This window comes from Lachnoclostridium sp. Marseille-P6806, assembly GCF_964238185.1.
Lineage (GTDB): Bacteria > Bacillota > Clostridia > Lachnospirales > Lachnospiraceae > Brotaphodocola.
Window position 1 is genome coordinate 100,938 of record NZ_CAXSLG010000006.1, and the last position, 20,037, is coordinate 120,974.

General features: G+C 48.3%; 28 protein-coding genes and 1 tRNA gene. 2 read left to right on the forward strand and 27 right to left on the reverse strand.

What is annotated here, in order from left to right:
• Positions 1-10: 10 nt before the first annotated feature.
• The 24 genes from ACESON_RS09305 to rlmD form a co-directional block, all read right to left on the reverse strand.
• A complete protein-coding gene (locus tag ACESON_RS09305; RefSeq protein ID WP_177959680.1) occupies positions 11-244 on the reverse strand; it encodes a hypothetical protein in 234 nt (77 codons plus the stop codon).
• A gap of 4 nt (positions 245-248) precedes the next feature.
• Positions 249-455: a hypothetical protein gene (locus tag ACESON_RS09310; protein ID WP_373109452.1), complete on the reverse strand. Its 207-nt coding sequence runs from the start codon at positions 453-455 to the stop codon at positions 249-251.
• A gap of 5 nt (positions 456-460) precedes the next feature.
• Positions 461-787, reverse strand: coding sequence for a DUF5713 family protein (locus ACESON_RS09315; protein WP_373109454.1), 327 nt, complete (start codon positions 785-787; stop codon positions 461-463).
• A gap of 16 nt (positions 788-803) precedes the next feature.
• The gene (locus tag ACESON_RS09320; RefSeq protein WP_177959678.1) at positions 804-1,349 is read right to left on the reverse strand and encodes a hypothetical protein; all 546 of its coding nucleotides are present in this window, start codon (positions 1,347-1,349) and stop codon (positions 804-806) included.
• A 16-nt stretch (positions 1,350-1,365) separates the two neighbouring features.
• Positions 1,366-2,295, reverse strand: a complete 930-nt coding sequence (locus ACESON_RS09325; protein WP_373109457.1) for a DKNYY domain-containing protein — start codon at positions 2,293-2,295, stop codon at positions 1,366-1,368.
• A 79-nt stretch (positions 2,296-2,374) separates the two neighbouring features.
• Positions 2,375-3,214, reverse strand: a complete 840-nt coding sequence (locus ACESON_RS09330; RefSeq protein WP_177959676.1) for a DUF1963 domain-containing protein — start codon at positions 3,212-3,214, stop codon at positions 2,375-2,377.
• A 23-nt stretch (positions 3,215-3,237) separates the two neighbouring features.
• Entirely contained in the window at positions 3,238-3,792 is a 555-nt protein-coding gene (locus ACESON_RS09335) for an SUKH-3 domain-containing protein (RefSeq protein WP_177959675.1), read from the reverse strand.
• Positions 3,793-3,803: 11 nt separating this feature from the next.
• Positions 3,804-4,307 carry a DUF2004 domain-containing protein gene (locus ACESON_RS09340; RefSeq protein WP_177959674.1) on the reverse strand — a complete coding sequence of 168 codons (504 nt, stop codon included), beginning with the start codon at positions 4,305-4,307 and terminating at the stop codon, positions 3,804-3,806.
• 12 nt (positions 4,308-4,319) lie between these two features.
• A complete protein-coding gene (locus ACESON_RS09345) occupies positions 4,320-4,682 on the reverse strand; it encodes a hypothetical protein (protein ID WP_373109459.1) in 363 nt (120 codons plus the stop codon).
• A 10-nt stretch (positions 4,683-4,692) separates the two neighbouring features.
• Positions 4,693-5,532, reverse strand: a complete 840-nt coding sequence (locus ACESON_RS09350; RefSeq protein WP_177959672.1) for a DUF2262 domain-containing protein — start codon at positions 5,530-5,532, stop codon at positions 4,693-4,695.
• Between the two features lie 13 nt (positions 5,533-5,545).
• Positions 5,546-6,136, reverse strand: coding sequence for a hypothetical protein (locus tag ACESON_RS09355; protein ID WP_177959671.1), 591 nt, complete (start codon positions 6,134-6,136; stop codon positions 5,546-5,548).
• Between the two features lie 12 nt (positions 6,137-6,148).
• Positions 6,149-6,769: a hypothetical protein gene (locus ACESON_RS09360; protein WP_373109461.1), complete on the reverse strand. Its 621-nt coding sequence runs from the start codon at positions 6,767-6,769 to the stop codon at positions 6,149-6,151.
• An 11-nt stretch (positions 6,770-6,780) separates the two neighbouring features.
• Positions 6,781-7,860 (reverse strand): ankyrin repeat domain-containing protein, encoded by a 1,080-nt coding sequence (locus ACESON_RS09365; RefSeq protein WP_177959669.1) that lies wholly within the window; start codon positions 7,858-7,860, stop codon positions 6,781-6,783.
• Between the two features lie 7 nt (positions 7,861-7,867).
• A complete protein-coding gene (locus tag ACESON_RS09370) occupies positions 7,868-8,209 on the reverse strand; it encodes a hypothetical protein (RefSeq protein WP_177959668.1) in 342 nt (113 codons plus the stop codon).
• 12 nt (positions 8,210-8,221) lie between these two features.
• Positions 8,222-8,845, reverse strand: coding sequence for a hypothetical protein (locus ACESON_RS09375; protein WP_373109463.1), 624 nt, complete (start codon positions 8,843-8,845; stop codon positions 8,222-8,224).
• On the reverse strand, positions 8,800-9,012 hold the full coding sequence (locus ACESON_RS09380; RefSeq protein ID WP_373109466.1) for a hypothetical protein: 213 nt from the start codon (positions 9,010-9,012) through the stop codon (positions 8,800-8,802). Before ACESON_RS09380 ends, ACESON_RS09375 begins: the two co-directional genes overlap by 46 nt.
• A gap of 82 nt (positions 9,013-9,094) precedes the next feature.
• Positions 9,095-9,634, reverse strand: a complete 540-nt coding sequence (locus tag ACESON_RS09385) for a hypothetical protein (protein ID WP_373109603.1) — start codon at positions 9,632-9,634, stop codon at positions 9,095-9,097.
• A 16-nt stretch (positions 9,635-9,650) separates the two neighbouring features.
• Entirely contained in the window at positions 9,651-9,884 is a 234-nt protein-coding gene (locus ACESON_RS09390) for an immunity 17 family protein (protein ID WP_177959664.1), read from the reverse strand.
• Positions 9,881-10,390 carry a hypothetical protein gene (locus ACESON_RS09395; protein ID WP_373109467.1) on the reverse strand — a complete coding sequence of 170 codons (510 nt, stop codon included), beginning with the start codon at positions 10,388-10,390 and terminating at the stop codon, positions 9,881-9,883. The genes ACESON_RS09390 and ACESON_RS09395 overlap by 4 nt, the downstream gene beginning before the upstream one ends.
• A 21-nt stretch (positions 10,391-10,411) precedes the next feature.
• On the reverse strand, positions 10,412-11,254 hold the full coding sequence (locus tag ACESON_RS09400; protein WP_177959662.1) for a DUF2262 domain-containing protein: 843 nt from the start codon (positions 11,252-11,254) through the stop codon (positions 10,412-10,414).
• A gap of 19 nt (positions 11,255-11,273) precedes the next feature.
• On the reverse strand, positions 11,274-11,444 hold the full coding sequence (locus ACESON_RS09405) for a hypothetical protein (protein WP_373109469.1): 171 nt from the start codon (positions 11,442-11,444) through the stop codon (positions 11,274-11,276).
• 203 nt (positions 11,445-11,647) lie between these two features.
• On the reverse strand, positions 11,648-12,247 hold the full coding sequence (locus ACESON_RS09410; RefSeq protein WP_373109470.1) for an alpha/beta hydrolase: 600 nt from the start codon (positions 12,245-12,247) through the stop codon (positions 11,648-11,650).
• 24 nt (positions 12,248-12,271) lie between these two features.
• Positions 12,272-12,592 (reverse strand): TfoX/Sxy family protein, encoded by a 321-nt coding sequence (locus ACESON_RS09415; protein ID WP_373109473.1) that lies wholly within the window; start codon positions 12,590-12,592, stop codon positions 12,272-12,274.
• Positions 12,593-12,643: 51 nt separating this feature from the next.
• On the reverse strand, positions 12,644-14,005 hold the full coding sequence (gene rlmD, locus ACESON_RS09420; protein ID WP_373109474.1) for a 23S rRNA (uracil(1939)-C(5))-methyltransferase RlmD: 1,362 nt from the start codon (positions 14,003-14,005) through the stop codon (positions 12,644-12,646).
• Between the two features lie 190 nt (positions 14,006-14,195).
• Between rlmD and ACESON_RS09425 the strand changes: the two genes are divergently transcribed.
• Positions 14,196-14,783 carry a prolyl-tRNA synthetase associated domain-containing protein gene (locus ACESON_RS09425; RefSeq protein WP_373109476.1) on the forward strand — a complete coding sequence of 196 codons (588 nt, stop codon included), beginning with the start codon at positions 14,196-14,198 and terminating at the stop codon, positions 14,781-14,783.
• A 50-nt stretch (positions 14,784-14,833) separates the two neighbouring features.
• On the opposite strand, the gene ACESON_RS09430 is transcribed toward ACESON_RS09425, so the two are convergent.
• Genes ACESON_RS09430 through ACESON_RS09440 form a run of 3 tightly spaced genes read right to left on the reverse strand, consistent with a single transcriptional unit; the run spans position 14,834 to position 18,948 of the window.
• Positions 14,834-16,630: an aminopeptidase P family protein gene (locus ACESON_RS09430; RefSeq protein WP_373109478.1), complete on the reverse strand. Its 1,797-nt coding sequence runs from the start codon at positions 16,628-16,630 to the stop codon at positions 14,834-14,836.
• Positions 16,631-16,686: 56 nt separating this feature from the next.
• Complete coding sequence (lpdA, locus tag ACESON_RS09435) at positions 16,687-18,099, reverse strand: dihydrolipoyl dehydrogenase (RefSeq protein ID WP_373109480.1); 1,413 nt, start codon at positions 18,097-18,099, stop codon at positions 16,687-16,689.
• 36 nt (positions 18,100-18,135) lie between these two features.
• Positions 18,136-18,948, reverse strand: coding sequence for a Cof-type HAD-IIB family hydrolase (locus tag ACESON_RS09440; RefSeq protein ID WP_177959328.1), 813 nt, complete (start codon positions 18,946-18,948; stop codon positions 18,136-18,138).
• Positions 18,949-19,171: 223 nt separating this feature from the next.
• Between ACESON_RS09440 and ACESON_RS09445 the strand changes: the two genes are divergently transcribed.
• Positions 19,172-19,245: transfer RNA gene (locus tag ACESON_RS09445), tRNA-Pro, on the forward strand.
• The last annotated feature ends 792 nt before the right edge of the window (positions 19,246-20,037 follow it).

Genomic DNA, 20,037 nt, shown 5'->3' on the forward strand with positions numbered 1-20,037 from the left:
ACTCCCCTCATCAGTCTTTCTCTAAATAAAATCCCCACACGCAGTTGGAGAACTCTCCAGCGGCAAAGCGATGGATCTGCCCGTCAATCTCTACCTGCCAGACCTCAAAGGTATGTTCCTGGTGATAGACAGGGTCCTGGATTTTTACCCGCTTGCCAGTATTTTTCCAGTCATAGTCAAAGATATTCACACCGAACAATTTGCATTGACCGTCTGGGCCAAAGGTTTCATATTTCCAATCCATGTTTTCAATTCCTTTTCAGCGACTTGATATATGCGCTTTCCGAGCCGTCCCAGTAGCAGTTCACGCACCGGCCATCTTGGAAATGATGGTCACAATTTGGGTAACCATAAAGAATATGGGCACATTCCGGGCACAGCCCCATCATCTGTGAGGAGCCTTTGAAAAATAGGCTGCCGCACTCATCACAAAGGGCCAGTTCTTTTTCTGCCATAGGGCTCACCAGTCCCGTTCTCGGATGGCCTCTTCGGTGTCAATGGGGATGCCAAACCACTCCAGAATGTAGTCCACGGTTACACCGATGCAGTCCCGTGCCACCGTTTCGATCTCGCTGTCGTTCTCGTCAAACTCCTCCTGGAGATCATTGATGCCGCAGACTGCCTCATCCAGCGTTTCCTGTATTACTTCAGTGTCGGTTTCGCCGCTCTCAAGCAGGTCGATGACCTTCTGGAGTTCGTCCTTTACCTTGTCTACCAAAAAAGCAGGATAGTAATCGTCCTGATACATCTCGTCCAGCAGTTTGTAATTGGGGTCAAATGCTTTCATTGTGATTTCTCCTTTCTCATTCAAACATCAAACCGTATGATTCGGTCAGGCTACCGTCGTCCTCGTGGAATATACACTGATACAGAGGCTCACGCTGGGTTGCTTTGCGGAACCGCTCCAGAACAGGAGCCAATCCTGTACTTGTTTGGATACCGAGCGCCTCGGACACTCGCTGCAAACTGCCCACATCCATATCTTCCAAGTTGCAGTTGCGCTGCCTCTGCCCATATTCCTCCAGTGTTTTGGAATCCACATACTCCTTTGCGTCACAGCAGTCGTGCCAGCAGATACAGCTCACAAGCAGGGAAAAGAGGTCATCCATGCTCTCGGCCAGACGGCCTACCTCCCCTTCGCTGCTGTAATATCCAATGGAGCCATCTTCCAACAGGTGGTATTCTCCGCCGGAACCATCCCTGGCAAAGGCCATACCGGGCAGGGAAAAGGTGCATCGGCCGTCCGCCTCATCCCGCGGGGATAACTCATCCAGCAGGAAAAAGTCAAACAGCGAATCAAATTCATCCGCCAAATCAGGGTTTTCATGCAATATCTTCAAATAGTCCATAGCCGTTTTCCTCCGTTTACGGTTCTTGCATCAACTCGTGTAGCCTTTCCCGCCACAGCGTTTCATCTATCATCTCATCGTTTTGGTAAAAATGTTCCTTGTCACGGGCCAGATGTTCGGCAAGCGGAGCCGCGTCTATAGGAGTGCATACTGTAAAACTGCCCCGATCCGCCCCCTTGATCTCCCGGTTGAGGTAGTACACCCGCTTGGCATCGCGGGAATACCAGTGCCCAAGCAGTTCCCAGGAAGTCAGCTCTGCTTTGGAAAGCTGCTTGCCATAGGCATAAATCCGTTTCTCATCCCTGGCAAAATAGGTATCGCCCAACGAGCGGAAAGAGGAAACTTCCGCGCCCTTGATGATCTTCACCTTGCCGTCTCCGTTGTGGAAGTAGACCTGCCGGCTGTCCTTTGCATATCCCTGGGGCGCACCCGAATCGTTCTGGCCGTTGTCCAACACCTGGAAGGTTGCCAGATCTGCATCCAAGATTCTCCCGCTGGTGGTGTAGACGGCTGTTTTGTCCATCGCATAGGCATAGTTTAACACCCGAAACGATGCCGGGTCCGCTCCACGCAGGCGAATCCCGCCGAGAAAGCAGGTCGCAGAGGATTTGCCCCAGTAATGCCAGCAGCAGAAGTCTTTGGGTACAACACCCTTCAACAAGCCGTTTTCGTATAAGCCGGAGAAATAGACGGCTCCATCCCGAAGGAAAAATTCGTTGTCCACCGGCTGTGTGTTTGTGAGCAGCTGCAACAGTTCTTCGTGATGATCTGTTATGCTCAGCTCGATCTCGTCGTCGCTGTAAACTAAGTAGAGCCCATGAGGAGCCTTTCTATCAAAATGCAGTTCAATGTCATGATATTTGAGGATTAAAGGTTTTCCGTCATTTCTCATCGTGGAAACAGCATCGGACTTGCCGAAAATCTCTATAACCTCATCCTGTGACATTCCGAATTTCACCGGTGAAATGTCCTGGTGATTCTGCAATATTTGATTGCGCCAAATAGTAAAGTCCTGTTTCATAATTTTAATAGCACTGAAGAATCAGCCAGATCCGATCGAAGCGGCGGGCTGCCAGATCCTCTTTGGTGATGTAGAAATAGATATGACCGCAGTCTCCGAACATCAGCTCAAAGTCGCCAAGCTCCACGGTATCCAACTGGAACAGCAGCATCCAGCGGTCACGGGCCGTTTCTTCCGCCTGCTGACGAACCTCCTTTGGAATCTTAACCCAACCATTGCCCAGATAGTAGCCCTGGGTCACCAAATCACATTCGGCAAACATACTGTTCTGGATTACATCGGGCCAGCCCAGCAGCTGGGAGCGGTCATCCGGGTCCTCGCCGGTCAGTTCCTCCCATGCAACGCCAAAAGCGTCATCATCATCCTCATCTGGGATCATCTCGCTGAAATCCTGCCAGGAAGGATAGGAGGTTTTTGAGTCCATCTTGATTTTGACCATAGGAAATTTGAAGTCTTCCTCCATATCCACCGGAAAGTTCGCAGCGGACAGCGCCGAAATATCCTCAAACCAATAGACACGGGCGCTGCCCTTGTCCTTGGGGTCATAGCCCCAGCACTGGGTATCCGTTTCATAGAAGAAGGAGAGCAGGCCGTGATCGGGCAGAAGATGCTCTTTGTCAAACTGGGCCAGCTCCTCACAGTTGAACTGTGCCAGGAAAGTGAGGGGACGATCTTTTACCACATGATCATAGCTCTCGCCCTCATAAGTAGGCCAAATGAAGTCCGGCGGCACATCCGGCTTCCCGCCGAAGCGGGAGGCGCCCAGCTTATATTTTTCTTTCTTAGCAATTTTCAACACAATGCTGTTTTTGCCCAATGACTCCAGTTTTTCTTTCATATTCATAACATTTTCTCCCTATTGTTTCGTCATATCTTCCCATCCAGTGCCTCCACAGTTTTCATGGCAGCGGAATTAAAGTTACACTGCCGCAGTTCCCGTTCGATTAGGGCAAATACATCCGGAAAGCACTCAATCTCATCCTGATACTCATATTTCGCATACAGTTTCCCGTACTCCGAGATCCAGACCTCTGCCGGGTAGTAATAGCCGATGTGACCGATGGGCTGGCACTTCTGACCAGCTGCCTGCTCGATCTCCGCCAGTTCACAGCCGGACATATCCCGGAAATAGGCGTCCTCCAAATGGTTTTTGATCCCATTGACCAGGCAAGGGAACAAAGCAAACTCAAAGTCAGCCGCCCATTTCAGCTTTTTCTGCGTCAAGTACCACTCACAGCACAGGCCGAAATACTTGCGGTAAAACCGCTGGGTGGTCTTCATCATCGGGATGCCATGATCGGCGTAGTATTGCTCCGCAATGGAAATATCCACACTGCGGCCTTCGTACCATCCGGCGTACTCCATCAGCTGTTTGACCTTGCTGCCCAGATCGCCGGAGATGGGGATGCGTTCTTTCGTCATAGAGTACCACCTCAGCTTTCATGTGTGATACAGAAAATCTCCTTGTTCATGTCAAAGTAGATTACCATCAGCTCGTCGGTAATCTCCGGATTGAAGGACAGATCCAGAATGAAAACTTGCTGATTCATCTCGCTATCCACCAGACTGCCGAACCGCTTGAGTTTCAAAAAGTCCACCATCTCGGCAAAGGACAGCTTGGATGGGTCGGTTCCCGGAAAAAGTTCCGCCGCAATATCCGGGCCTACATCGTCCCGGTTGAACTCCATAAAAAATGTTACAACGCTATGGTAGCGGCTGTCCTCGTCCGCCAGCGCTGCTTTGATGGCGACTTTGGCCTTCTCCGCCAATTTTTCCGCCTCATCCAGCATTTTTCCCACCGCATCCATGGCAGCAGGATCGCCGGTCAGTTCTTCCTCTACATCGAAGATAAAGGGTAGTCCCGATTCATCGGGAAAGGCGAAGATCTCCTCGCCGGGGGTATATGTAAAATCAATGTGTTTACAGTTCAGTTTCATCTCTGCACCTCCTTATTGGTTTTCCAAATGGGGTAATGGAATTGGCGAATAGACTACGGTGTCTCCGTCATTATCCATTTTGAGAATGACAGCAAAATCCGCTACATTGCTCTCCTGTCCCTTTGGGAGAGGAAAAATCATTGGGGGGCAACGCAGGGCAGCATGGTTCGTGGTTTTATTCCAATCCTCCATGGCCGCAGATAAAATGGCGTCAATGTGTGCCAATACCGCCTCAATAGAACCCGCTGATATGTTGTAAAAAGCGGGGTTTTTATGATACTGCTCTGTGATGAAGATTTTATAGGCTTGCATTGGCATAAAGCAAAATTCCCAATCAAGGGGGTACAACCCAAGCCAATACTCATACAATTTCATAGGCGTCTCCTTACCCCTCAATATTGGCATCTTTGACGCCCTTTTTCAGGGAGCCGTAGACCGTCACCGCATGGTCGGTGAATATCTCGTCGCAGTCAAACCAGGCGGTGAAGCTGCCGCCGGAGGTGACGGACAAGCTGGTCATGCTGATCCGCCGGGCAAGTTCTTCCTCTGTGATAGGGTCTGTTTCCGGATCACGGGGGGTTTCCTCATCCTGAGAAAGCCAGTCGTTAGCAAGCCCAGTCAGGTTCTTGGCCGCAAGGTCCCGCATGGCCTTGTCCCAGGTTTCGCAGTCGGCCAGCAGCTTTTTGGCGGCGCTGCGGGCACGGGTCCAGGAGGGCTTGCTCTCCGCATTGACATCCAGAGAAAGGCTCACAGCCTTTCCGCACCACTGGATCTCGCCCTCGAAGGTATCATAGTCCTTGTTCAGTGTCAGTTCTCCCAGCACCTGGTCCTGGATCACCATCGGCTTATGGTACTCGTCCAGAACGGCCTGAAGTTCCGGGCAGCCCTCATGGACCTTGACCACCTCGGAGATACACCAGGGCCACGCCACCAGATCTTTTGCCCATTCTTCTTTCATCCGGCGAATCTTCAGGCAGCAGATCTGCTCGTTTTGAAAGCGTCCCCAGCCCTTATCGCTGTTGCGTTCCTCATCGGTGACCGGCCACTCCAGCCGTTCCTCTTTGGTGCTGACTTTGCCGGTGTCACAAAACACCATGCCCAGCGTCACAACGGTCATTTGCCAAAAGTCACCTTTATTGTTATATCCGCCCCCGATGCAGCGATTGATCAGAGCAATCACTTCCTGCTCCTCGGGCTCGTACATCTCATAGAATTCTTCAAACATAGATCATTCTCCTTTACAGCAGTTCCAGTACCGCGACAGCAGACTCAGCAAACTCCTCCGAGGCCTGCTCCAATACATTCCGGTAGGCCAGCACCGCCTGCCAGGAGAAATAATAGAAACTGTAAAACAGGTCGTCTGGAAACGCCTCGTCCTCCTCGTAGCGCATCTCATCTTCTTCCTCGTCGTATTCCTCCGACCAGAGGTTCCCTTCCTTCAGCAGATCGGAGAACAGAGGCAGCGGCTCAGCGTGTTCCATCTCATCCCCGTCGTGGAAGCACTGGAGGATACAGGCAAAGAAGTCAAGCAGTTCCCCGGCCAGAAAATAGGCCACGGGGTTCTTCCCGCTCTCTTTGAGGGCCTTCTCCAGAATCCGGCTCAGAAACACCATTCCGAAGGGGGTAGCGTGCCACAGGGTACTCTGGTGCTCCATGTTGGCGGTGAGCTCATAGAGGGACTCTTTGACGGACGCCAAGTCACCCATCTGCTCCAGCACCGCCAGGTGAGCGGGAAACTCCGTCCCCCGGCCATAGGCGGTGGTGAGCCGGTGCCACGGGACATCTGTGACCTTGAGATGGGTGATGTAGGTTTTGTTTTCTTCTCTCATGTTGCCGCCTCCTTATCCTGCTGTTTGGCTGCGGTACTCCTTCTCCAGCGCAGTGTACCACCGATTCAGCATGGTTTCCAGACTGGTTTTTCCTTTGCAATCTGTAAAAACAAGGAACTTTTGCAGCAGTCTGGGGAACAGATATTTGCCCGCTTCTGTCAGGTCCTGATTGAGATAGACCATCCGCAGGGTACGGCCATGCCGGTCCAGAGGATTCTTTTTCAGCAGTTCCTTTTCAAAGCAGAAGCGCAGGAATACCACATTCTCGTCGTAGAAGTCCTCCACCACAGCCGCGCCGATGCTGGTGTAGGTGATGTCGTACACTAAACGGCTCCAGTCAAATTTCTCAGCATAGAGCAGTTTCAGCGCCTTCGCCCAGTGTTCCTCCGGGATCACCAGCATCCTGTGCTGGGCGGTGCTGGAATAGCCGCGGTAGACGGGTTCCGGCTGCCCCAGCAGTTCACTCACACTGCCGGCGTAGACGAAGCACAACTCCTCGTCGAACAGGCCACCGATAAAGTTACCATTGCAGTACAGCATATAGTTTTTGGACTTGGCCGGAGAGTAAGAGAGGTTATATTCCTGCGAGTCCAGGATTTTATGTACTTTGTTCAAAAAATCTATTGATGTCATCGGTTTGCTCCCTATGCTTCAAACTCGCCCTCGATCATCCCATTCAGATACCGACCGGGGTCTGCAATAAAGTCATCCCATTTGGCCAGAGGATGGAATTCTTCATGCTCTATGTCCAGATACCACAGCTTTTTGTCCCTGGGGCTCCACAGCAGCAGGTAGTCGCTGTAATTGTCCATCTGCACCATCAGGGAAAGCAGTTTCTTCCGTTTCCAGGTCATCTCCTGCACATCCATGTAGGAATACAACTCTGCCCATTTTACCCACTCCTTCTCCGGGAACTCCAGCCGCAGGGGGCCTGTTTTCAGATACTCCACCATCTTGGCGGGAAGCTTATAGGGCATGAGCTGCCGGACCTTTTCCTGCTCGTTATGCCAATCCTCTGGTTCCAGAGCTTTTAAGTAGTCAGCCATCTCCTTATTTTTGTTCTGCACCGCCACGGTATAGGGCCGGTCGCCGTATTTGTCAGCAATGGTGATGTCGGCTCCTTGCTCAATAAGCCAGCGCACCATGGGGAGATTCTTATGCCGAGCCGCTTCGGTGACAGCGGTAGAGGCGTTCGGAAACACCATGTCCGGCTTGTGGTAATTGATGTCTGCCCCTTTTTCCAGAAGCAGCTGGGCAAGTTTGGTATTGCCCTCAGACACAGCGGCCCGGAATGCCTCGCCGCCAAACTTGTTCACTGTGATCCCGGCCTGTTCCAGCACCGGGATATTCTCCGGGCGCTTGCCCCAGCGCACTTCCTGGAAGGCCCGCTCTTTCTGCTTCGGGCTGAGTTTTGCGGCCTGTCCGGCAAAGAGCGCCACCACCTCCGGCCCACAACAGCGGGCGGCGGTGAGCAGCAGGGGATTTTCCTCTGCCAGGTCGGGATCGGCTCCATGCTCCAGCAGGAAGTGGATCATGGACACATCGTTTTGAAAAACTGCGATCTCCAACGGCATCAGTTTGATATACTCGCTGAGCTGGATGGGAGCACCCAAGTCCAGCCCACCTTGAAGCATTGCCTCCAGCTTGGGAATATCGTGTTCATAAATAGCGGCAGCCTTTTCCGGGAGAGTCTCCCAACGGCCAATATATGCAATTTGGTACATAAGGCACCTACTTTCGTTGTTGTTTCACTTGATATGGTATCGTCCGGCCCAGAACCCGGCCCTTACCAACGGCATTGGCTCCCTCATAGATTAAGAACTCCGCATTGTTTTCTAACGAGTTGTAATCCATAGTATCCGGATAGAGAGGCTGGGCATTTCCCAAAGCCGGTTCATCAAATGCACACTCGTCTCCGTCCAGAAAGCATACCCCCAGATATTCCGTGGTTCCTGTGACAACAAAATGGGGACAATATTTTCCGCTTACCAGGCTGGGTGGAGTCTTTCGCCTGCCGCTCCAGAAGATGACCTCCACATGGAGCACTGCCCGATTTTCATCTGTTCCGATCATGTTGCTTTCCTCCTATCCCACAATGGTGGTTTCCTGGACGGCCAGATTGTCGTAATCCATGGCGATCAGCTTCTCGGCGGCTTGTGGGGTACACATAAACCAGGTGCTCACGCCCCAGGAGTCCATCCTTGTGACCGTGAAGAAGTCGGTTTCGGCGGGAGTCGGATTTCTTGCGTCAAGATAGTGGTCGGAGTAGAGATACACCAGATCCACCTCCCGCTCCGGCAGCCACTTGGCCCGGCGCACACGAGGCTTTCCGTTTTTCAGTGTCTTTTCTCTGGGGTTCTCAAACCACTCCAGTTCCTTGATTTTCAGGCCAGTGAAAATATCTATCAGCCGCTGGGCAATCTCCCTGTGGGTAAATAACCCGCAGTTCCAGGAATCCATCAGCCATATCTGTATAAAATCGCCCACCTTGCTGCCGGGCGCAGGCGGTCCGTAGACGCTCTCATCCGCCCACATGACTTCCATCTTCTCGCACTGTTCCGGTCGGGGGCAGGGCTGGTTGCTGCCATAGCGGTACATGATATTCACATAGCCGAAGTCCTTTCCGGTCCGGTCATGACCGATAGCTTCAACTTTATAGGCATTTATGGACATTGCAGTTCCACCTCCTGAGCCAGTACAAATCCGCATAGTCCAAGGGAAGAGTCGATGACAAATACCCGGATGTGTTCCCGGTCCATGCGCTCCCGCAGTTCCTCGATGCTGCAACAGGCGGGAAAACCGTAAGAAATGGTACCGCCCAGCAGGTCGGTAAAGTGAAGGGATACTTTCTCTCCAGCCCCGGTCTGGGTATCCATGTGCAGGGAATGGCTTCAAAGTCAGCGCAGTAGCGCAGAACTCTGTTGTCGTGTAGATTGTCAAAGGATTGAATTACCATATTCATGCCAGCTCCGCGTCCAAAATCTGGACCGCTTCCCCTTCCTTATTCACATAGTAAAGAGCGATATAGTCAATGCCGTCCCGCTTGACCTGCTCCCAGGGCATCCGCTCACCGTTTATTAACTCCACGGTATCCGCCTCGTCCGGCTCGAAGTCCTCTTTTTCGTCCTTATAGTCGATACTGTAACCCAGCTCCAGCACCAGTTTGGAGGCAGGGATCTCATACCGCTTGAAGGGACGGTGCTCCAGTTCAGATGGATCGTGTTCATCGCAAAACATATTATCGTAGCCATGCCGCCCACCGTCAAAAATGACGAACTCCTCGCTGCTCTCCGGGTCACGGGCAACCACCAGTCCGGGAGCCTCATCGCCATCTATAATATAGGATTGGGGCTCTCCTTTCACTGTGAGCAGATCTCCGTAATACCAAACCTCCATCAGTTCATTGCCAGTGGTGGAACAGAGTGTCACGGTAGTCAAACGCTTCTCTGTCCACTCTTTCACATGGCCGATAAGCCAAGTTGGATATTTTTCAGTCATCACAGTCTTTCTCCTCCTATTTCAATTTCAGCACAAATTCCCAGATACTCACTACGATCAGGAGGACGCCCAGCAGGAAGAAAACCACACGCCGGTATCCTCTGCTATGGCGATGGGCATCCCGTGTTCCAGTGGGGTCGCAGATCCAGTTCCAGTTACGGATCGCTCCAATCAAAATCACGACCCCGATCATCACTGTGGCAATATACCAATGCTCCTGCAAAAAAGCTGTGATCTGTTCGCTGTTCATTTACAGATAACCCCCTTTACATCATTGGGAGTTTCCTGCCGGATGATTTCCTCCCGCTCTTTTAAATCCAGCTCCAGAGCTTTTTCCTCCTCCAGATATTCCTCACAGTTCCGGACCAGCTTTTGGGCGTCCGGATCCTCCAAAGCCAGGGCCAGCCATCGTTTTGCGTATTCATAGGCGGTGGCGGCGGAGCGGTATGCCATCAGGCAGGAATAGCCCATCCGGGAGTTCCAGTAGGGATCGTTCTCTCCCTGGGTGTGGACGGATTCCAGCAGCTCAATGGCGTGCCAGAGAAGGTCCCCATCCACTTCATCGTCGTTCCCATGCACTCCATGATCTCCCAGAACCGCCAGATTGCTGTAAGCCCGGCTCAGCTTGACGGTCAGCAAATAATCCCGCTCGTGCTCCGGGATGGCTTCGATGGCCTCAATACATCGGGAGAATTCATCCGCATCATTCCACTTCTCAATCTGCTCCAGCAGCTTTGTTTCTTCTGTCTGATTCATCGTTTCACCACCTTTCCCGTATCATCCCTGCATATCCGCACCGATGGGACCTTTTTTCAGTGTTCCATCCACAGTGACCACATGGCCCCAAAACATATCATCGTCCTCATACCAAGCAGTAAAATGCCCACCGGGAGAGACTGAAAACTCTGTGAGAAGGATACGTTGGGCGAACTCATCCTCAGTAATGGGAGCTTTCTCCGGGGCTCTGTCGATCTGGTCATTGTCCGCCAGCCACTCGTTGGCCAGAGCAGTGAGCTTTTGGGCAGCCACCGCTCGCAGGGACTTGTCCCAGACTTCCTGATCTGCCACCAGTTTCTTCATCACATTGGTGACACGGTTCCAGGACGATTTCTTTTCAATCTCCACATCCAACGAAATCCTGACTTCTTTTCCCATCCACTTGCAGGTCCCATCGAATGTGCTCATCTCACGATCCAGCGTGAGGGTTCCCAGCACTTCGTCCTCCAGAAGAATAGGCTTTGTGTACTCCGCCCAGATCTCCTCCAGTGCCGGACAGGGTACACCCTCCTCCAGTACCTCCATGACATACCACTGAGGTTCGCTGAGGGCATCACCCTTCCAGCCGCGGGCCTTGATCCGATAGATATTGCCCTTTGCAAACCGATTGGAATAGTCGCCGGTTTCCCATTCCTTATCCGTCAGCGGCCAGCTCAAGTAACATCGGCCGAAGAGCACCTGTCCGGTCTGGACATCCGCCATGGCGAGGGCATGGGTATGCGCTGTCCAGAAAGTATCCAGAAAAGTCTTGTCTGCGCTGGTGCCGCTCTGGATCAGTACCAGCTTTTCCTCATCTTCCAAGGCATACAGGGCAATAAAGTCCCTGACTTTTCTCTTTTTCATGGTGTCCTCCCTTAAACATTCAGATAACAAAAAAGCCCCACGCCGCACTGTCAAAAAGACAGGCTGACGCAGGACATGAAGAAGCCGCGTTGAAGGAGCCGCATCCACCAGCAGATGCAGTCTCTTCAACAACCAAACTATTTTTTTCGTATCTGAAAACAGCAAATTGCTGTCCAATGGATTGATTCATTGCGGCCCCCTTTTCGTTTACATAGTATTGCTTTTATTATACCATATCTTGTATTATTCGAAAATATTTTTCTTTCTATAAGTTGTCTTATAGACTCAAAAATAGATATCCTCTCTTTACCTTCTGACATTTTTGACTAACTCTTTCCCAAAAATGCCATTTACATTTTATCCTATCATCTTCATTCCATCCTTGGAACTATATCATGTATATTGTTTGATCCAGTCAGAAAGAAAATCCATCTGCTCTTTCGTATGAAACCAATGCTCCCCGTTTTCCATAACTGTAAGTGTTGCTCCGATTCTATCTGCAAACTCAGATATCGTTTCATACGATGTCAGATGATCCTTTTCTCCATATAAAATGTGAGTTGGAACGATCCAGGTAACAGGATGCTCCCTCACATAACAAAGATAATCCCAGGAAAGTGTTTCCCCAAAAGACGTCGGGATTTCTTTCTGCTTCTGCAAGTCATCCTCAGTCACATTCGCCCACTGCATCATATTCCAAATCAGCCTTTCCATGTCTACAACCGGAGAAATAAAGTATGCCTTCTCTATTTTGCTGTCTGACAAAGCACTCATAGCAAAGAAAGCACCAATGCTGTTCGCAATTACTGTTACTGACTTATATGCTCCGCATAATTTATCAAACAATTCAGGAAACTCTTTTTCCGCCTCCCAAGGTGATTGTGAAAAATAGTTAAAACCAATTACATCATATTCCTTAAAGAACGCGTTATAATACTCTGCCTCTTTCGGATTTCCGCCTTTTCCATGTATATACAAAATTGCCTTGTCCATTTATCTGTTGCCTCTTTGCAATACCTATTTTTTCTTTTTTGGTTTGGGCAGCGGCAGTTCATCATACATCGCGTGGAACAGCCCTGTCAAAAATTCTTTCTGATCAACCGCCTCTACCAGCAGCATCTCTTTTGCTCCCTCATAAGGTACTTCATATACCGGATCTGTCATATAGGCAGTTGCTGACTTTGTAGGTTTTACAAGCAGTCTGTCATCATAAATGCCTCCTACTATCTTGCCGCGATAATAAATAATAAACTCTCCCATCATAGCCCGATATGTAATTTCATCCAATTCAGATAACTGCTCTAAAATAAATTGTAAGTAATTTTTGCTTGATGCCATTGTTTTCCTCAAATGATAAATTCTCAATTGTATGTGAATAATTTCATCCTGTTAATTCACCCGCTCCAGCTTCACGATACATTCTGTATGATCCACAAAAGCAAACATATCCACCGGCCAAGCCCCCTGGGCCCGATATCCGCATTTTGCAAATATCTCCAAATCTCTTGCCAGAGTCTCCGGCCCACAGGAAATATATACGACTCGTTTCGCTTTTACTGCCGCTACAGCCCGAATAAATTCTTCGGTACTTCCGCTTCGCGGGGGATCCATAAGTACCACATCTACCGTATCTTTGGCCATCGCCATCTGCATCATAAATTTCGTGGCATCGTTACAGAAAAACCGAATATTTCTGATTCCGTTCATTTTTGCATTCTGGATCGCATCCTTTACCGCATCTGAATTCAGCTCTACTCCGATTACTGTATTTGCCTGTTTGCTTGCAATCATACCAATGGTTCCGATTCCGCAATAGGCATCCAAAACCAGTTCCTTTCCTGTCAGTCCAGCCAATTCTATGGCTTTTCCATAAAGATACTCTGTCTGCACCGGATTTACCTGATAAAAGGATCTGGGAGAAATTCGGAACCGACAGCCGCATAAAACGTCCTCGATATATCCCTTGCCGTATAAAATCTGTTCCCGATCACCCAGGACCATACTGGTTCCTCTTCCATTGATATTCTGAACAATGGTAGTAATCTCCGGATGCTTTTCACGCAGAGCCTTTACAAAATTGTTCTTTGAAGGAAAGACTGGCGAAGCAGTTACCAGAACAACCATAATTTCATTGGTCACAAATCCCCTGCGAATCAGCACATGACGAAGCAGACCATATCCAGTATCTTCATCAAAGGTTTTTATTTTGAAGGATTTCAGCATTCCCCGAATGGTTCCAATAATCTCATCTGCTTTTTCATCCTCGATCATGCAGGACTCTACAGGAACAAGATTATGGGTTCCGGCTTCATAAACGCCTGATATAATTTCACCTTTTCGGTGGCCGAAAACAGCATGTACCTTATTCCGATAATGAAAAGGATTATCCATCCCTTTTATAGGGTATACCTTGCAGAAACGGCCCAACAGCGCCTGCATCTGAGCCTGCTTTTTTTTCAGCTGTTCTTCATAAGGAATATCCAGATACTGGCAGCCTCCGCATCTGCGAGAAACTGGACAAAGACTGTTTTTTCTGACTGTTCCTATTTCCGGCTTTGCAGACTGTCTTCCAGCCCCTTTCTCGGACTTTCCTGGCGCCCAGGTTCCTTCTGGCTTCCCGGACTGTCTTCCAGTCCCCTTCTCGCACGACTTCCCGGACTTTCCTGGCACCCAGGTTTTTTCCGACTTTACCATCTGGCTTTTTCTTTTGCCATTCCCTTCAAAATCTCTGTTTTTTCGTTTGTCTGCCATATCTGACACTCTTCCTACTTTCTTTTTCACTTTGTTCCATCTTTTTTCTTGCTTTTTTTATCGCTTTCGCTATAATCTATAATCGTTAAGCAGCTGCCTGAATAGAACACAGCTGACCATACTGGTCAGGATTCTGCATCCTGAATTTTTGCAGCTTCTTATGATACTATATATAACGGAGGAATTACTTATGAATCAACCGTCTTCTGACGCATCCTTTTATCTGGATCCGACTTTATATTATGGCCGCCCTTCTGACGAAACCGGCCGGCTTGCCAAAGAAATCCGTACCTATGATCTACTGGATCAGCTTCAGATTCCCTACTGGAGGCTGGATCATGACGCTACCGCTACCATCGAGGCCTGTCATGATGTCGATCAGCACCTGAATATCGAAATATGCAAAAATCTGTTTCTGTGCAATGCTCAGAAAACAGATTTCTACCTTCTCATGATGCCCGGTCATAAAAAATTCAAGACAGCGAGGTTGTCCAAACAAATAGGCAGCGCCCGCCTTTCCTTTGCTGGTCCTGAATTCATGGAACAGTTTCTCGATATTACTCCCGGCTCTGTCAGTGTTCTGGGACTGATGAACGATCAGGAAAATCGGGTTCGCCTTCTGATTGACAAGGATGTTATCGAACATCATGAATTTATCGGATGTCATCCCTGCATCAATACATCGAGCTTAAAGATTTCCACCAGGGATATTCTGGAAAAATTCCTCCCATTTGTGAACCACCCCTTTACAGTTGTGGAGCTTCCATGGGAGGAATAAAAAATGACGTAACTGTTCGGGACTAGCCATCTTCTTGAACAGTTACAAAATTACGCCTTTTTAACCGGCTGTGTCGCCTGACGCAGCCATTCTTTTTCTTCATCATTCAGATACGGACTGATTTTTTCATAAACCTGTGCATGATATTCATTTAAGAAAACCACATCCTCATCTGTCATCAGCTTTGTATCCAGCGGCTCTACATCAATAGGAACATAGGTCAGGAATTCAAAGCAGAGGAATTGACCATACTCATTTTTTTCTGCCTTTTTACAGAACATCTGATTTTCTGTACGGATTCCATGACTTCCTTCAATGTACAGTCCCGGTTCATCAGAGCAAACCATTCCATCCATAAAAGGATAGCTGTCCTGACGTTCCGGAACCACACGGAAACGAATACCTGCAGGACGCTCATGTACATTCAGCAAATATCCGATTCCATGTCCTGTGCCATGATTATAATCCAGGCCATGCTTCCAAAATACCTCTCTCGCCACATAATCCAGGCTTAAACCGCTGCAGCCCTGAAGGAATTTTACATGTCCCAGACGCAGCATACTCATAAGAACCATCGTATAGTGCTTCTTCTCTTCCTCTGTAACCGGTCCAAGAGCAAAGGTTCTTGTAATATCTGTAGTTCCTTCCAGATACTGTCCGCCGGAATCAACCAGATAAAGTCCCTTCGGTTCCAGAACTGCACAGGTTTCCGGAACTGCATGATAGTGGCACATGGCTGCATTGGCTCCGTATGCGGAAATCGTTGTAAAGCTCTGATCCAGAGCACCATTGTCCAAACGCATCTGATCCAGACGATCAGCAACTGTACATTCTGTCATCGGAACCTTGCCGATATTTTTCTTCATCCAGTAAATGAATTTTGTCATAGTCACACCATCTTTGATGTGAGCAGCCTTCATATTTTCAATTTCCACAGAATTCTTCTGTGCCTTTGCCAGAGAAGTCGGATTCATCTTGTCGAGAATCCGGTTACTGCTGTCCAGAGAACGGAGAATGGTATAATTGACCTTTCCCTTCTCCAGAAGCACGCGGCTGCTGCGTACGGTTCCTACATAATCATAAATATCTTCATATCCCCATAAGGTAACTCCAAGCTCTTCCAGGTATGTTTTTACCTGCTGCGGAACTACTTCCGGATTCACAAAGAAACGAATTTCATCCTTTGTAACAGTCAGATAGGATAATACCACCGGGTTGCAGGGAATATCATTTCCACGAATATTCAAAAGCCACACAATATCATCCAGTGTAGTGATAATATGAAGATCCGCCCGACACTGCTCCATCTCCGCACGAAGCTGGGCAATCTTTTCTTTTGCAGATTTTCCTGCATACTTCTCTTCCAGAATCCAGATTGGTTCTGCAGAAAGAGGCGGACGATCTTCCCAGATTTCATCTACCAGGGCAGCATGGTAATCCAGTGTAATCTTCTTTTCCTCCAGACGTTCTTTCAGATCCTCGCCCATTTTTCCATTGATTACGCGGCCGTCAAAGCCCAGTGTAATCCCGTCAGGAAGCTGCTCCAGATAGTCCTCCAGAGATAAGACTCCAGGCTGTCCCATTTTCATAAGCTCTACGCCAGTGTCCTTCAATTCCGCTGCTGCCTGTACAAAATATCGTCCATCTGTCCATACCCCGGCCCAGCTTCCAGTAATCAGCGCTGTGCCGGCAGAACCGGTAAATCCTGTAATATATTTGCGGCAGGCAAAATGCTCTCCCACATATTCTGATTCATGATAATCGGAGGTCGGCACCAGCACTGCATCAATGTGGCGTTCTTCCATCAATGCCCTGAGACGGGCAATTCGCTCAGCAATTTTGTTCATGATCTTCTCTCCTGTTTCCATAATATCTATCATCATACCACATTTTCTAAAATCTGTCACCTCATGGCATCCTCAATGGCTGCTCCTATCCCTTCGCTGTAGGTGGGATGCGCTCTCATTGCCATGGAAAGCTGCTTAGCTGTCAATCCATTCGCAATCGCTGTTGTCATCTCTCCAATCATATCTGTCGCCCGGGGACATATAATCTGAGCTCCCACAATGGTATTGTTATATGCCTCAAAAATCAGCCGAATAAATCCATTTTCCTCTCTTGCAATGATAGATTTTCCATTTCCATCCATACGATAAACACCACAGCGCACCGGCATTCCAAGCTCTCTTGCTTTCTGTTCAGTAATCCCTACCGTAGCAATCTCCGGTTCCGTATAAATACAGTTTGGAACAATGGGAAGTGAAACATACATACCGCTGGGAACTGCTTTCAGCCGGATGCTGTGAGCCTGACCGGCAATATTTTCTATCACATAGGTTGCCTGCGCCATAGCAACATGAGCCAGCTGCGTTGATGCCACAACATCACCTATGGCATAAATTCCTGGTTCACTTGTCTCAAAATCTTCATTCACCCGAATCCGCCCCTCTTCCATCTTCAGAGTGACATCCTCACCAAAAAGACCATCTATATACGGAACACGGCCAATCGCTGATACCACCTGTGTCGCCTTTGTTGTATGAACTTCTTCTGTTTCCAGATTCCTGATATGACAATTCAGGCCCTCTTCCTCTGTAATCTCTTCCACAACACTGTTACAGTAAATAGTAATTCCTTTCTCCGTCAGCTGCTGCTTCAGGGCTGCCGCCACTTCTCCGTCCATAGGACTCAAAAGGTGCGGCCCTCGTTCCACAATTGTCACCTTAGAACAAAGTGCCTGAAAAATAGTTGCGAATTCTACACCGATTACACCTCCGCCCATAATCACAACCCGGTCATAATTCCAGGAAGGAGCAGATAAGAGGCGATCGCTGTTTCCCACTCCCGGCAGATCGATTCCTGGAATCTCAGGCTTAACCGGTCTTGCCCCGGTTGCAATAATAATCCTGTCCGCCTGAAAAAATTCTTTCCCGTTTTCAGAATTCACCTCTACTGTTTTTCCACGGCGAATCGTAGCAGTTCCTTTGATGTAATCAATTTTATTTTTCTCAAAAAGCTTCTCAATCTCTCCCCGATAACGTTTTACTGAACGCTTTTTATAATCCTGCATTTTTCCGAAATCAAAAGAAATAAAATCCGTAGAAACGCCAAACACATCGCTGTGCTGCATCATGGAAAAAATACTGGATGCATGAAGCAGCGCTTTTGTAGGGATACAGCCCCGGTTAATGCAGACACCTCCCAGTTTATCCCGTTCGATTACTGCTACCTTCATTCCGAAGCCGGCTGCCTTTAAGGCCGCCGTATATCCTCCCGGCCCTGCACCAATAATAATTAAATCATATTTTATTGCCATAATTTCTCCTTTTGAATATTCTTTTCTGTCATCAAATCAGCAATCCCCGTCAATCAGCTTCAGACTGCAGCAGGCATTCCAGATTCCATTCTCTCCAACAGCTGTGGTGACATAATCTGCTGCCTCCTTCAGCTGCTCAATTGCATTGCCCATAGCAACTCCGATTCCTGCCTGTTGGATAATCTCATAATCATTCATACTGTCTCCAAAAGCCACTGTATCTGCCATAGAAACTCCATAATAATCACAAAGCCGCTTCAGTCCCTCTGCCTTAGATGCCTGCTTTTCCACGATATCAGCGCCCTCCCGACTGGAAAACATAGGAAGCTTCAGCTGAGGAAATGCCTCTTCCATGCTTTTCGCTCCAGCCTCCTGCCCCAGATAAACCAGGGTTCGCACCGGCATCTGCAAAAGCAGCTTCGGATCCTTAAAATTTCTTCCAGATTCTCCAAAACGACGAATATCATTGCGCACTACAAATTCCGGATTCACATAGTAATCATCCGAAGCATCTGTCAGTCCAACAGAAAAATCCTTTCCCTCTGCAAACTCCAGAATCTGCCTCACCAGTTCTCTGTCCATCCGATGTTCATAGAGCAAGGTTTCTCCAACTGTAATCTTGGTTCCATTTAAGTGAATCACTGCGTCTGGCTGAATTTCATCTGCCAGCCCCAGGCTGTACCGGTTATCCATATCTCTTCCGGTAGCAATCACAATATAATAATTTTTTCTCAGCCTTTTCACTGCCTCAATAGCACTTTCTGGAATCTTAAAATCTTTATGATCCAAAAGTGTCATATCCATGTCAAAGCTGACAATTCCTCTCATATTTTTTGTCTCCTGTCTCATCTGCCTTTAAAAACAGCCCTTTCTATCTTTCATAATCAGGAATTTATTTTGATTTCCCTTTCTTTTTCTGGGCAGATACCATAATTTTTTTTGTTTTTAGCAGGTTTTTCCATCATTTTCTGCTAAAAATATAATATCAGATAAAAAAAATGTTGTAAACCTCTTTTCAAAATGGAATTTATCTGCTATAATAAGGAAGTTCGTTGAGGAACACAAAACAAAACGGAGTATGGCGTAGTTTGGTAGCGCGCTCGGCTGGGGGCCGAGAGGTCGCAGGTTCAAATCCTGTTACTCCGACTAAATAAGAAGCCTTGTTTTATATGGGATATAATGAAAACCCGCATAAAACAAGGCTTTTTCGTTGTTTCATTTTTCCTATACTGCTTTCATTTTTCGTAAAAAAGCGTCATTTTTCCAATCCCTTTCACTCAAAAGAGTGGCCAAAAGGCACTGAAAATTCCATCTTAAAACAGGCGGAGTTAAAATACCCCAGATATTTCACTAGGAGCATTTTCTGTTGCGACGTCACAACTTATCTTTGTTTTCATTGACTTTTCTGGCAAAATCGAATATGATATAGGTAGCTAAGAAATGTGAGAAGTTTCCATGCGGTAAACGAAAACCCCCGGAGTTGCAGCTCTGGGGGTTTTCTTGTTCGTTATGGTGAACTACTCCATTTAGGCTGTTGCTGCCTATTTATCTTTGTCCAGCCATTTGCATATGTAGCAGCTAACTACACCTGCTAAGACAGAGACAAGAAATGTGAGAAGTATCTCTTCCATGCAGTACCACCTCCTTTCTGCTGGAGGTTCGGCAACCCCTACATTATATCACATCTTTTGTCATAATTATACATAATTCCACTTACTATGCTGTAATATTGTATACCCCGCATCACCCGGCCGGACGAGGAAGATCCGGATCACCTCCTTACTGGGCCGCTGCCTCCAGGATACCTGCGATAGATGTCGCTATAGGCAGAATGCCAGACCGTATAGTTGCACTGCCCACCATCTGCCAGTTGACATCCCCCATCACGGCAGCTGTTCCATTTTAAAGCAAAAACAGCGCTTCATCCTAATAAGATAA

What these genes read in the sequence shown, in the direction of transcription:
- ACESON_RS09305 (WP_177959680.1), bottom strand. Translation starts at nt 244, where the DNA reads ATGGATTGGAAATATGAAACCTTTGGCCCAGACGGTCAATGCAAATTG.
- ACESON_RS09310 (WP_373109452.1), bottom strand. Translation starts at nt 455, where the DNA reads ATGGCAGAAAAAGAACTGGCCCTTTGTGATGAGTGCGGCAGCCTATTT.
- ACESON_RS09315 (WP_373109454.1), bottom strand. Translation starts at nt 787, where the DNA reads ATGAAAGCATTTGACCCCAATTACAAACTGCTGGACGAGATGTATCAG.
- ACESON_RS09320 (WP_177959678.1), bottom strand. Translation starts at nt 1,349, where the DNA reads ATGGACTATTTGAAGATATTGCATGAAAACCCTGATTTGGCGGATGAA.
- ACESON_RS09325 (WP_373109457.1), bottom strand. Translation starts at nt 2,295, where the DNA reads ATGTCACAGGATGAGGTTATAGAGATTTTCGGCAAGTCCGATGCTGTT.
- ACESON_RS09330 (WP_177959676.1), bottom strand. Translation starts at nt 3,214, where the DNA reads ATGAATATGAAAGAAAAACTGGAGTCATTGGGCAAAAACAGCATTGTG.
- ACESON_RS09335 (WP_177959675.1), bottom strand. Translation starts at nt 3,792, where the DNA reads ATGACGAAAGAACGCATCCCCATCTCCGGCGATCTGGGCAGCAAGGTC.
- ACESON_RS09340 (WP_177959674.1), bottom strand. Translation starts at nt 4,307, where the DNA reads ATGAAACTGAACTGTAAACACATTGATTTTACATATACCCCCGGCGAG.
- ACESON_RS09345 (WP_373109459.1), bottom strand. Translation starts at nt 4,682, where the DNA reads ATGAAATTGTATGAGTATTGGCTTGGGTTGTACCCCCTTGATTGGGAA.
- ACESON_RS09350 (WP_177959672.1), bottom strand. Translation starts at nt 5,532, where the DNA reads ATGTTTGAAGAATTCTATGAGATGTACGAGCCCGAGGAGCAGGAAGTG.
- ACESON_RS09355 (WP_177959671.1), bottom strand. Translation starts at nt 6,136, where the DNA reads ATGAGAGAAGAAAACAAAACCTACATCACCCATCTCAAGGTCACAGAT.
- ACESON_RS09360 (WP_373109461.1), bottom strand. Translation starts at nt 6,769, where the DNA reads ATGACATCAATAGATTTTTTGAACAAAGTACATAAAATCCTGGACTCG.
- ACESON_RS09365 (WP_177959669.1), bottom strand. Translation starts at nt 7,860, where the DNA reads ATGTACCAAATTGCATATATTGGCCGTTGGGAGACTCTCCCGGAAAAG.
- ACESON_RS09370 (WP_177959668.1), bottom strand. Translation starts at nt 8,209, where the DNA reads ATGATCGGAACAGATGAAAATCGGGCAGTGCTCCATGTGGAGGTCATC.
- ACESON_RS09375 (WP_373109463.1), bottom strand. Translation starts at nt 8,845, where the DNA reads ATGCGGATTTGTACTGGCTCAGGAGGTGGAACTGCAATGTCCATAAAT.
- ACESON_RS09380 (WP_373109466.1), bottom strand. Translation starts at nt 9,012, where the DNA reads ATGGATACCCAGACCGGGGCTGGAGAGAAAGTATCCCTTCACTTTACC.
- ACESON_RS09385 (WP_373109603.1), bottom strand. Translation starts at nt 9,634, where the DNA reads ATGACTGAAAAATATCCAACTTGGCTTATCGGCCATGTGAAAGAGTGG.
- ACESON_RS09390 (WP_177959664.1), bottom strand. Translation starts at nt 9,884, where the DNA reads ATGAACAGCGAACAGATCACAGCTTTTTTGCAGGAGCATTGGTATATT.
- ACESON_RS09395 (WP_373109467.1), bottom strand. Translation starts at nt 10,390, where the DNA reads ATGAATCAGACAGAAGAAACAAAGCTGCTGGAGCAGATTGAGAAGTGG.
- ACESON_RS09400 (WP_177959662.1), bottom strand. Translation starts at nt 11,254, where the DNA reads ATGAAAAAGAGAAAAGTCAGGGACTTTATTGCCCTGTATGCCTTGGAA.
- ACESON_RS09405 (WP_373109469.1), bottom strand. Translation starts at nt 11,444, where the DNA reads ATGAATCAATCCATTGGACAGCAATTTGCTGTTTTCAGATACGAAAAA.
- ACESON_RS09410 (WP_373109470.1), bottom strand. Translation starts at nt 12,247, where the DNA reads ATGGACAAGGCAATTTTGTATATACATGGAAAAGGCGGAAATCCGAAA.
- ACESON_RS09415 (WP_373109473.1), bottom strand. Translation starts at nt 12,592, where the DNA reads ATGGCATCAAGCAAAAATTACTTACAATTTATTTTAGAGCAGTTATCT.
- rlmD (WP_373109474.1), bottom strand. Translation starts at nt 14,005, where the DNA reads ATGGCAGACAAACGAAAAAACAGAGATTTTGAAGGGAATGGCAAAAGA.
- ACESON_RS09425 (WP_373109476.1), top strand. Translation starts at nt 14,196, where the DNA reads ATGAATCAACCGTCTTCTGACGCATCCTTTTATCTGGATCCGACTTTA.
- ACESON_RS09430 (WP_373109478.1), bottom strand. Translation starts at nt 16,630, where the DNA reads ATGAACAAAATTGCTGAGCGAATTGCCCGTCTCAGGGCATTGATGGAA.
- lpdA (WP_373109480.1), bottom strand. Translation starts at nt 18,099, where the DNA reads ATGGCAATAAAATATGATTTAATTATTATTGGTGCAGGGCCGGGAGGA.
- ACESON_RS09440 (WP_177959328.1), bottom strand. Translation starts at nt 18,948, where the DNA reads ATGAGACAGGAGACAAAAAATATGAGAGGAATTGTCAGCTTTGACATG.